Consider the following 11454-nt stretch of genomic DNA (forward strand, 5'->3'; position numbering starts at 1 on the left):
ATTTTAATATGATTTCAAAAAAAGTGGCTCATGAGCATGAAGCCCGTGTCGATCAATGCTTCCTTTGCCACCAAACCACGTTGTGGACTGATATTAAAGGAGTTGGGTTTTATAAGCATCATTGAGGGACTCCTTCTCTACAATGGAAAATTATAAGTGCCATAACAATTTATTATGGCACTTACCAGGACTATTGATTGGGTGACTGTTTCTGCATCGGTATTTGATGTTGCATCAACAGAGGCATACCAGTAGGCGTTTGAATATATCCTTTATGCCAATACACAGTGGCATAATAAGCACTACAAATCATTCCTAAAATCGCAAAGAGAACGATGAGCCAACCAAAAACTTTTGCCAACGAAATACCGAAACCTTCGTGACGTGAAGTCCAGACAACCAAAATAATACCAAACGCTATAGCAATCAAAGACAACATCTGAGCCACATGAAATAGGAATGCTTCACCTGACATCATTGGCATCTGGAAATAGCCTGCATACCAGTATTTAATTGCGTAATAAGAACTGCATAATTCCCCTAAAATCCCAATAATGACAATCAGCCATCCAAATACTTTGCTTAATCCAGTACTGTTGCCTTCATTACGTAATGCCCAGACGACCAACATGATTCCAAGCGCTATTGCGATAAGGCCGAGCATCTCGGCACTGTGAAACATAAACATCATGGTGCACCTCCTTTACTGTCTTGTTGTTTACCAAAACGAGGTATAAACCCAGGAGTAACCGCAGCGTAGCGTTGATATTCCTCACCAAACTCCGCCAAAACCTCTTTTTCTTCCCTACGTGCGAGACGAACATACATATAAACCAGTATAGGAAACATGATTAAGGTCAGAATGGTTGGCCATTGCAATAAAAAACCAATCATCACCAGAATAAACCCATCATATTGCGGATGACGAATTTTGGCATACAGCCCACTGGTTGCAAGTTGATGCTTCTTTTGAGCACGATAAAGAGTACCCCAGGCGGATGCAATCATCCAAAGACCGCCGATAATGAAGACAAAACTTAAGATATGAAAGACATCAAAATGGGGATCACCTTTCAAGCCAAGCAGGGTATGGAGTAAATGACCACTGTCATGACCGTATAAATCTACTCCAGGATAATATTTAGAAAGCCATCCTGACAGAAAATAAATGGTTAAAGGAAAACCATACATTTCGGTAAAATAAGCGATGACAAACGCAGAAAAAGCACCAAAGGCGCGCCAATCTCGCCTTGTTTTAAACGTGGTGGTAAAACTGTACGCAAACAAAATGAAAATAGCCGAATTGACAATGACCAATAACCACAAACCATAGGCATACGAAGTATGTTCCATTTTCGATTAATCCTTATCCTCAGACGAGTCGTCCTCATTATCAGACTTATGATGATGCTCCTCTTCATGACCTCCATGTCCTCTATGCATAAACAGATGCATTAGTGGACAGAGTAAGACTAACAGCAAAAAAGGCGAAGCCCCAAGAAAACTCGCAATGTGAGCACCATGCTCTACAATCAAGAAATAGCCAATAATCCCAATAATGATGATGGCCACCATACCAGAAGGAGAACTCCAAAAGTGCATCTCTTTTTGTGGTTTTGATGACTGCGGGTGATGCTTAGGTTCAGGCGACATGATGTGCCCTCCTTTGCTCATTAAATTTTATTAGTATAGTCCATCCTGATAAAAGATTGCGCCAGTAAAGTATCACCCATATATTGTTCAAATTTCGAACTAAAGTGCTATCTTGTCTATACTTAGATTGATAAGTATTGGATTTAGACTAGCTTAGAAATAACGCTATCACATCCTTTACAAGGAGCGGCAATATGTGGACTTTAAAGACGTTGAAGCGGTTTGTTGCTGTAGCCGCTTTGATAGGCTCAACTGCTGTAGCCGCTGCTTTTGATACCTCAGTCAAAAATGATTCCCAATTAGGTTCTATGATATTGGCTGCCAGTGTCCATCATCCACCTCATTGGACACCTCATGGTGGACATGGTAAGTGGCATTGGGATGGACATAGATGGCATTGGATTCAATACCACTACAAGTGGCATCATAACTGGCATCAAAATTGGCACCAACAAAACTGGCATCACGGTGGACAAGGTGGACACGGCTGGCAAGGCGGGCATGGCAGCGGACATTAAGAAGAAGGGAGCTCATTCTCTTGATGCGTGGTACTGTATTAACATGTTGTTAAGAGGTTTTTTTTGTGCCAAATATATTCAGTCAGGTAAATCAGTCACCGTCATAAAGACGTGGGGAAGGACCTTCTAATCTTTGGGGAGAGTAAGCCTAATACCCCAATCAACACCAATAATAGGACAATGAGCCCCAGTAAGAAGAGGCATGAAATTCAAGCAGGATAACTCTCCTTATAGGCTTAGGCTTAAATTTGAAAAATATCCGCGAGTTCCTTGGGCTGTAACTGCTTTATCGTATCGACTCAAGGCATGAATGTATGCCGCTTGCCGCATATCTGTTTGATATTGTTCCATCAGCTGCCAAATATTCTTGAATTCACGGGATATGATAGTCTGTAATTCTTCTTGAACTTTTTCCATACTCCAATAATAACCTGATTTATTTTGAACCCACTCAAAATAGCTTACGATGACCCCACCCGTATTGGCTAATATGTCGGGTACAATTAATACTCCCTTTTTCTGCAATAGTGCATCGGCCTCTAAGGTTATTGGACCATTTGCAATTTCAATGATTATTGGCGCCTTAATTCTGGCTGCATTTTCTTGGGTAATTTGATTTTGTGCAGCAGCTGGGATAAGTAAATCGACATCGAGTTCCAATAACTCTTCATTCGTAATGGTAGCATCCTTCGCAAGTTTACAAACAGACTCTTTGCAATATATGGACTGCACCTCTTTAGAGCTGTTTTTTATTTCAATCATGCGAGGTATATCGATGCCTTTGGTATTATAAATTCCTCCTTTCGAATCACTTATCGCAACAATTTTATAGCCATTGTCGTAAAGCAGCTTAGCAATACTTTGTCCCGCATTACCAAATCCTTGAACAGCAACTCGTAGCTCAGAAGACTGCCATTTTTTCTTTTTTTCAAGAATTTTAATGCAATAGTAGGCACCTAGACCGGTCGCACCCTCACGCCCCAAGCACCCTCCCAAAGAAATAGGCTTGCCTGTGATTACCGCTGGACTATTTTGCCGAACAATGGTGGCATACTCATCCATCATCCAGCCCATGATCATCTCATTGGTATACATATCAGGAGCAGGGATGTCTTTGTCTGGTCCAATAAAATCCGCTATTAACTCAATGTAGCTTCGACTTAATCGCTCCAACTCCATGCGAGATAATTGTTTTGGATCAACAATTACCCCACCTTTTGCACCACCAAAGGGGATGTCGACGACAGCGCATTTTATTGTCATCCATAATGCAAGAGTTTTTATCTCATCTAAATCCAATTTTGGATGAAACCGTATGCCCCCTTTCATAGGACCACGGCTGTCATTATGATGGACTCGATAAGCTGTAAAAATTTTTAATTCACCATTATCCATCCGAACTGGGAGAGATACTTCCAGACAGGATTTAGGGTGTTTCAGTTTCTCTAAAGCTTCGGAATCAATACGACAAAATGAAGCGGCCTTATCAAGCCGTGAAAGAGCATCTAAATACATACATTCCTCCAATTAGTGCATTCACGAGGTTTCTTCTGGACAAACCATGGGTACTAACTATTTGTTATTTGGCCTACTCTGAACTCAAAATAATTTCAAACCCATGAGCAAGAGCGTGGGCTTAAACCGGTACTTTTATCTAGTGCACCAGGACTCCAGTATCCTGGTATAAGCAACTCACGTGACCGTTTAAAAAAGAACAGCTACTCCTAACGTGATTGTATCTTGAGTGGTAGGCTCTCCTTGACTTCGAAGAATTCTCTTAAGAGCACCATATTCTTCATCATGTTCGTACTCTGTAAAAATATTAAGCCCTGGCTTAAGACGATAATAAGGCCTAAGGATGTAACGCATTTGGTTTAAGCCATTGCCAATCTCGTTTTTGACGACGGTATGAGTGGCCAGAATGCTGCGAAGCCCAGTGAGGAAGAAGAAGTTATTGGTCAGTTGGTTAGCCCGTGCTAACTGAATGTCAAACTTCACACTGCCATCACGATAATACGTTCTAATATTGGTATCAATATACCAAGGCATTAACCCTTCAATACCAATACCAGGTTGCCAATAAGGGCCTCCGGGGCGATAAAAATAATTGACTCCTCCTTTAACTGCCCAAAATTGGCTAATCAAATGCCAATAGAACACATCGATATCTGCGTTTTCAACGGTTCCTTTATAAATTTCAGCGTCCTCAGTATACAACTGGAGCTTATTGTAATCTGGGCCATAGAGGCCTCTAAACGTCATTTCCTGAGCATTATGAAAAGGATCTTCACCGAGTTCAATATAGCTTGAACGATAGAAACCTTGATGATGCCCTGCGGGGTGTTTGATGAGAGAAGCATCCAGTGGCATGACTTCGTCTTCTCGTACGACCGGCCGATTGATGTAGGCTTGCTGATAGGCGTAATTGTCTGGCTTTCGAGTGCCTTTGGCAATCTCAATGATGGTGGTGTATTGAAATACCCGCGCCATGCCTGCGGTCATGTGCAGAAGATGGTGGCAATGGAAAAACCATTGGCCGCTGGCTTCAGTATCAAAATCGGCAACGGCAGTAGCTCCTGGAGCCACCTCAATGGTATGTAATAAGGGATCGTAAGCCCCATGACCATTGCGTAAAATAAACCAATGACCATGAATATGCATGGGGTGACGCATCATCGAATTGTTGGTAAAAATAATCCGATAACGCTTGCCTGGCTCAATCAAAATCGGTTTGGCCTTGTATTCTGGTAGGCCATTAATAAACCAGATATAACGGTCCATATAACCAAACAATTCCATTTTAATAATCCCATCGACTGGTTTATTCGGATTATTGGTTTTCACTGCTGCTTTTAACTCTTGGTATTTGGTTCCTAAGGTGGTGGCTTTTGCTGAATCAGGCGGCTCTATTTTATCGCCTATGATGGTCGGCTCAATAGGCATCTGCATGTTCATGGAATCATTCATCGACATGCCATGTTCCATAGGCCTATCTGACTTCATGTTCCTATTCATAGACATGTCATTAGCAGAGTGAGATGTCTTACTCTGGCTCATTGCGCTATGATTCATGTCCGGCATAGCCATGCTGTTGTTCATTGCGGTCGACGAGGAGTCAGACTTCATTTGAGCAGAGTGAGACTTCTTACTCTGACCCATTGCGCTATGATTCATGCCCGGCATGGCCATGCTCTTGTTCATTAAGGTCGACGAGGGGTCAGATTTCATTTGAGCAGAGTTAGGCGTCTTACTCTGACTCATTGCCCCATGATTCATACCTGGCATGTCCATACTCTTGTTCATCGAGGTCGATGAGGATTTGGACTTCATTGATGAGGTGTGAGCGGAATGATTGGATGCATTGTCCATTTTCTTTTGGATAGTCTTAGAGGACATCGAATGATTAGCACTTTGCGAACTCATTGCTTGAGAGTGCGAAGGCATGGTCATGGAGGGTTTCATCGCCGTTGATGATGTTTTTTTGTTCATCAAGGCGTGTTGTTGATTTCCACTCATCCCCCCGCTATTCATAGACTGCATCATGTTGGCCATCATTTCTCTTGTGACAGGAAGTGGCTCAGGGAAAGGAGTCACGTGCTGATAGTTGACGACTTGATTAGGATGAGTCACTAAAGCCCCATACGCTTTGCCCAGCGTGTCAATCGACTCGGCATAAATAATGTAAGGCTCGTTTTTTTGAATGGTCACCAGGATATCATAGGTTTCACCTGGTGCAATCCAAAAATCCTCAATGGGATAGGGGGTTACATCATTTCCCTGAATATGCACCATCTCCACTTTGGCATCAGGAATTTTAACACGATAGATGGTGCTTGCTCCTGCGCCAATGAAGCGTAGCCGCACCCTATCCCCTACTTTCACAGGGGCGGTCCAAGGATGAGATTTAGGGTGACCATTTAATAAATACGCATCATACGCCACGTCACTTAAGTCATAGATACTCATGCGCATTTGTTGCATCATTTTATAATCAGCAATTAATTTTTTACGCTCTTCGGATGACGCTTTACGATAATCATGAAGAAACTTCATAAGCGAGGGTTGTAGGGGAAATCGAGGACCGTAATAGTCGCCGTCTTTTTTTAAATTCGCAAGTACTTGTTCCGCAGGGGTGTTGCTCCAATCGGATAACACCACCACATAATCTTTGGTGTAGTGATAGCTTGGAGGATTAGGCGGGTCAATAATAAAAGTCCCGTATAAGCCTTCTTGTTCTTGAACCTTGGCATGGGCATGGTACCAATAGGTCCCTCGTTGGTAAAGCTTAAAGCGATAATGGAACACGCCTCCTGGGGGAATTGGTTTTTGACTCACCCCGTCCACCCCATCCATTTGCCAAGGGACTAAAAGACCATGCCAATGAATGGACGTTCCCTCATCCAAATGGTTATACACATTGATGGTGACATCGTCCCCTTCTTTAAAATGCAACGTCGGTGCTGGAATTTGCCCATTAACAGCAATGGCGCGTCTTGGTTTGCCTGCAAAATTCACCGTTTTATAAGCAACCACCAAATTAACCGTACGCTTTGCTCCACCTGTAATAGTTAGAGGCGTCACCGCTTTAGGAGATTGTTTTTTAGTGGTAGGTTGTTCCATTTTGTATTGTGCAGGTTTCGATTGAGATGGTGTACTCTTCGAGGAAGTTAACGGTTGTGTTGAGGCACCATGTTGCTCATGCTGGGCAAACACAGCAGAAGAACCGAGCAGTAAAAAGGAAAAAATAAAGCAATAATTCCTAATTGAACAACGCAAATCCTTTTGTAACATGTTTCCATCCTTCCATAAAAATCGTATTAATGCGGTGATACCGTCTTTTCTGCTGTGACAGGCAAAACACCATACCCATGCCGATAGACTAATTCCGCCCCATACCAAGCGGTTGTGAGCAACAGCACTTGCACAAGGAATAAAGCCATTAAGAAGAGCAGCGTCGGTTTTTGGTGTTTAATATAACGCCAAACAACCCAAAACGCCATAAGTAAAATGACACTTGCAGTAGCCAGTGCCCAGTTGCGGTGAATCACTTTTACGGCGTGCGCCATAGCACCATGTTTTACCGTATAAAAGGCATAAAACCCAGCGGACACGGTGGTCATCGTGCTCAATGCGGCCAGCCATAAACACCAACGCGCCACAATTTCCAATTCGACAATCAATGGCTTGGTGTTCCAATGAATGTAAGAGGATACATAGGTTAGGGCATAAAGAATCACCGAAACAGTAAATAAGGCCACGGTAAAATGGACAAAAATGGGGTGCCAATTGGGGATAATTTCTATCATGGTCGATGCGTTCCTTATTCCAGTTTGGGGAACCAACATCCCATTCCCTCGTTTCTTCTTATAAAAAAATAGCCAAATGGCTATTCAGTTGACCCCTTTTTATTTCTTATTTTTGTTCATTGAATCGTATCCGTTATGCTAAATGTCAGAGATGAAAATAGCAACAATAAACCGGGTTGTCTTTAGTCGTTGGCAAGGACAAGAACAATCATTTTGAAGGAATTGTTATGAACGCTAAGGATTGTTTTGTAGAGAATGACTACGAAGAAAAAGCTCGAGAAACTAACCCTCTTTTTGATGAGAAAGGGGTTCATGAAGCGGACTTAGAGAGTGAAATGAACCTTGACGAGGAATTTGATGCCATACGCTCCATGAATTAATTTCCTCGCCTGTTAATCGGGATCCTTATAAAGGGCTTCAAACCAATTTGCCATCACGTCATTACGCATGATTCGGGAGGATTCCAACGAATCCCTCATCATCTGCGCAACACCATGCTCTATTTTTTTAAAACAATTGCTCTGTGTAGCCATGCGGCGATTGGCTTGAATGGGTGGGCTTAATAGTTCGATTGCTTTCATCAGCGGATTCACTTTTTCAGAAAACACATAGCGACTTAGGCGCATGGGATGCGTTTTCTCAAGGCACCAGGATAAAAAAGGATTACTTAAGCTCTGCACGGAAGGTTGGATAACTTTTTGATAAATCGAGTCATTGGCTTCGGATGTTTGACGAACCTTGTCAAACTGTTGCGTGGAGCTCGTTGTGCAAAGTTCTGTGAGTTCGCGCGCTTCAAAACGCACATGATATTGTTCTTTACTGCAATCGGGATCGCCTGTTGGGTTAACGATTATCATTTCATAAAGCCCTGGCTGCAATTGCTCAATGGCATCACTATGCTCTAAAATAGCACGATGGTGCAAACGAACGACCTTAGCCGATACAAAGATTCCTAAATGCCCAACGGAAGGATGAAGCAGATACACCACTCGCTGTTTGGCCTTCTTCAATGCTTGTGTCGTAGGATAAATTGTTCTTATCCAATGTAAAGCCTGCCTCGGTGGGGTAATTTGATCGCCTTGGGAAGCAAAGAGAACAATAGGGCTTTGAATGCGTTTCAAATCGTAAACACATCCTTTATGAATCCGCATTTCACCGCGCTCTAGTTGATTGCCAATAAAAAGATTATTCACGGTGGCCATTATCTCTTCCTGGCTAAATTGGTAAAACCCATTCCACCAGCGTTCAAACTCCAAGAATCGCTCCTGCTCTGTGTCAATTTCATCAAATAAGCCATAATACTTATCCCAAATGGCTGTGGTGGGATTGAGTAACTCAAAATTAGAGACCAACCACGCCCCATCAAAGATCCCTTCTTTTAAATCCGATAGAAAACGGGCACTCCAGGAGCCACCCAAGAGTCCCCCTAATAACTGCATGGGATTGGCTTCTTCTTCGCTGTTGGACCAATAAGAAACCGGTGAGCCATTCATGACTGTCAAGCCAACCGATCTCGCGCAATCAGAGGCCAATAAAGCCAGCATCCAACCGGCTTGGCAATTGCCATAAAGAATGGGGGCTTTACCTTCATGCCAGGCTTGGACTTTTTCAACAAAATGGCGCAAAGTCATCAGGACATCGGCGAGCGTTTGATGAGGCACAGGATTAGGATAAAAAATAACAAAATACACAGGATGACCACTATGAAGTGCTACGCCCACTTCAGAGTCCCGTTTGAAACCACCAATCCCTGGCCCATGGCCTGATCTGGGATCCACAATAATCACCGGATGAGCATGAGGATCAAAACACTCTTCAAAGCACACATCACCGACCTCAAGAATTTTAACCAATGCATAATTGGTTTTGGGTTCCAATGATTTCCCATCCAAAACTAATTCATATTTGAAATTAAGCAGTGGTGGCAACCCTTGTTGTTCGTGCTCCATCATATTATTGGCGCGTTCACGCAAGGTATCCCAAAATAAAATAGAACGCTGCCAACAATCCAGTTGATAAGAAATAAAATCATGCCCCATTTGATAAGGCGAATCGGTGTTTTCCTTGTCCATGCGTCACCACCATCCTGAATAATCCACATCTTTATCTGTTGTGGACAGATTTTTACAAAAATGTTCAATCCATTGAATTCCTGCACCCCTCATGACTCATTCCTTGATTAATTAGGGGCATTGGGAGTATACAGCGCACGCAGCTGTGCTAACACTTTTTGCAATTTTTGCCAGTTGGCTTGCGTCCCTTCTTTATCATTGGCATCTCCTGTTTTATCAAGACGAGTCGCCAATTGACCAACATAGCTTAGATTTTGTTGCAGTGTCTTTTTCTGCTCCTCTGATAAATCCTTGCTTAAAGCAGGTAATGCATTGGCTAAATCACGAATGGCAAACGCATGCTCGTGTATGGACGTTAAATCATCCCCGCCTAATATTTGATTAATGGATGCAGAATGCTTGTCTATTGCTTCCCAAATGGCTGGGACGGTTTTAGGAATAGATTCAGTTGGATTAGCAAAAACCTGGGAGCTCCCGAAAACCATCAAAACACTGGCTATAAGCCCCAACCAGAAGTGGTTTTTTTGTTTCAAAGTAATGTGCTTCATGTTATTTCTCCTTGTTCTGTTTCATTGAATTGCATCCGTTTTTTTCGCCATACTTCAATGGCGTTATACACCGTAGGTACTACCAACATATTGAGAACCGTAGAAGTCAATAACCCACCTAAAAGCACTTGGGCCAAAGGTCGTTCAAGTTCCTTTCCGGCAGGCGAACCCCACAACAAAGGAATCAAGCCCAGTGCCGCTGTAGCAGCTGTCATTAATACGGGCACCAAGCGGTCCATGGTGCCATCAATGACCACCTGCTCCCGAGTTTTTCCCTGCAATCGTAATTGATTATAGTGGCTCACCAAAATAATGCCATTTCTCGCCGCAATTCCAAACAGCGTAATAAACCCAATCATGGCGGCCACACTCATCTCGCCACTCACCACAAACAATGAAATGACCCCACCAATAAGTGCCAAGGGCAAATTAAACATCACCAATAAAGCCTCTCGAAACGTCCCAAACGCTTTATGCAGCAAAATCAGCATCACAAAAATCACCAAGCCACCAAAAACCAAAATCACTCTGGAGGCTTGTTGCTGGCTTTCAAATTGGCCGCCGTATTGAATAAAATAACCAGTGGGTAGTTTGATTTTTTCCTGCACTTCTTGTTGCACTTCAGCAATCACGCTACCTAAATCCCGCCCCTCCACATTAAAAGAAATCACCAGCAACCGTTGCACGTTCTCACGATTAATTGCAAAAGGTTGCGGTTCCAATGCAATCTCAGCCACAGCCCGCAATGGGATTTGCGTAATGGTATTTTGCCCCACGCCATGAGCATCAATCAGCATGTTTTGAATGTTCTTGACGCTGTCACGCCCTGGTTTATCCATTCGAAGATACAAATCAAACGTGCGTTGCCCCTCTAAAACGCTGGAAACACTCACGCCATTCAGAAGCACTTGCACGTCTTCCGAAATCTGCCCCACATTGACTCCATAGCGCGCTGCTTTTTCGCGATCGAGTTGAATCACCAATTGAGGGACTTTAATCTGTTGTTCCTTATTCACATCCACCACCCCTGGTACTGATTTTAACAGGGTCTCCATCGATTGTCCTAGTTCATTGAGTGTGGATAAATTATCCCCAAAAATCTTAACGGCCACTTGAGCGCGTACCCCAGAAAGCACTTCATCCATACGATGAGCAATGAATTGCCCCACGTTAAATACGGCTCCAGGAATATTCGCCAAATCCGCACGAATGCGACGCAGCAATTCATCAGGTCTCATGGACTTGTCTTTATCAAAGTTAAGAAGCACATCAAATTCACTGATGTTGGGTGGTAGCGCATCTTCATCAAGCTCACTGCGCCCTGCCCGCTGCGCAATGGAAATCACTTGCGGATAGC

At 43.2% G+C, this 11454-nt stretch carries 11 protein-coding genes; 2 read left to right on the forward strand and 9 right to left on the reverse strand.

What is annotated here, in order from left to right; all coding sequences use genetic code 11:
- Positions 1-190 precede the first annotated feature (190 nt).
- Genes ACWTEW_RS02110 through ACWTEW_RS02120 form a run of 3 tightly spaced genes read right to left on the reverse strand, consistent with a single transcriptional unit; the run spans position 191 to position 1653 of the window.
- Positions 191-691, reverse strand: a complete 501-nt coding sequence (locus ACWTEW_RS02110; RefSeq protein ID WP_021460677.1) for a hypothetical protein — start codon at positions 689-691, stop codon at positions 191-193.
- Positions 688-1353: a methyltransferase family protein gene (locus tag ACWTEW_RS02115; protein WP_021460678.1), complete on the reverse strand. Its 666-nt coding sequence runs from the start codon at positions 1351-1353 to the stop codon at positions 688-690. Before ACWTEW_RS02115 ends, ACWTEW_RS02110 begins: the two co-directional genes overlap by 4 nt.
- A gap of 6 nt (positions 1354-1359) precedes the next feature.
- Entirely contained in the window at positions 1360-1653 is a 294-nt protein-coding gene (locus ACWTEW_RS02120; RefSeq protein ID WP_021460679.1) for a DUF2933 domain-containing protein, read from the reverse strand.
- A gap of 194 nt (positions 1654-1847) precedes the next feature.
- Here ACWTEW_RS02120 and ACWTEW_RS02125 point away from each other — a divergent pair, with 194 nt between their 5' ends.
- Positions 1848-2171, forward strand: coding sequence for a hypothetical protein (locus ACWTEW_RS02125; RefSeq protein ID WP_021460680.1), 324 nt, complete (start codon positions 1848-1850; stop codon positions 2169-2171).
- A 228-nt stretch (positions 2172-2399) separates the two neighbouring features.
- Here ACWTEW_RS02125 and ACWTEW_RS02130 read toward each other — a convergent pair whose 3' ends face one another.
- The 3 genes from ACWTEW_RS02130 to ACWTEW_RS02140 form a co-directional block, all read right to left on the reverse strand.
- Positions 2400-3686: a Glu/Leu/Phe/Val family dehydrogenase gene (locus ACWTEW_RS02130; protein WP_011946137.1), complete on the reverse strand. Its 1287-nt coding sequence runs from the start codon at positions 3684-3686 to the stop codon at positions 2400-2402.
- Positions 3687-3875: 189 nt separating this feature from the next.
- Positions 3876-6962, reverse strand: coding sequence for a multicopper oxidase domain-containing protein (locus ACWTEW_RS02135; protein WP_021460681.1), 3087 nt, complete (start codon positions 6960-6962; stop codon positions 3876-3878).
- 26 nt (positions 6963-6988) lie between these two features.
- The gene (locus ACWTEW_RS02140) at positions 6989-7516 is read right to left on the reverse strand and encodes a DUF2231 domain-containing protein (protein ID WP_031297968.1); all 528 of its coding nucleotides are present in this window, start codon (positions 7514-7516) and stop codon (positions 6989-6991) included.
- Between the two features lie 188 nt (positions 7517-7704).
- On the opposite strand from ACWTEW_RS02140, the gene ACWTEW_RS02145 reads away from it, so the two are divergent.
- On the forward strand, positions 7705-7857 hold the full coding sequence (locus ACWTEW_RS02145; RefSeq protein WP_021460683.1) for a hypothetical protein: 153 nt from the start codon (positions 7705-7707) through the stop codon (positions 7855-7857).
- Positions 7858-7869: 12 nt separating this feature from the next.
- Here ACWTEW_RS02145 and ACWTEW_RS02150 read toward each other — a convergent pair whose 3' ends face one another.
- The 3 genes from ACWTEW_RS02150 to ACWTEW_RS02160 all read right to left on the reverse strand — a co-directional run.
- Positions 7870-9549, reverse strand: a complete 1680-nt coding sequence (locus tag ACWTEW_RS02150) for a DUF3141 domain-containing protein (protein WP_058393165.1) — start codon at positions 9547-9549, stop codon at positions 7870-7872.
- 107 nt (positions 9550-9656) lie between these two features.
- A complete protein-coding gene (locus ACWTEW_RS02155; RefSeq protein ID WP_021460701.1) occupies positions 9657-10097 on the reverse strand; it encodes a hypothetical protein in 441 nt (146 codons plus the stop codon).
- Positions 10094-11454, reverse strand: a 1361-nt coding sequence (locus ACWTEW_RS02160) for an efflux RND transporter permease subunit (RefSeq protein ID WP_454783568.1), incomplete at its 5' end; no start/stop codon positions are given. The genes ACWTEW_RS02160 and ACWTEW_RS02155, both read right to left, overlap by 4 nt.

The organism is Legionella stuttgartensis, assembly GCF_977063405.2.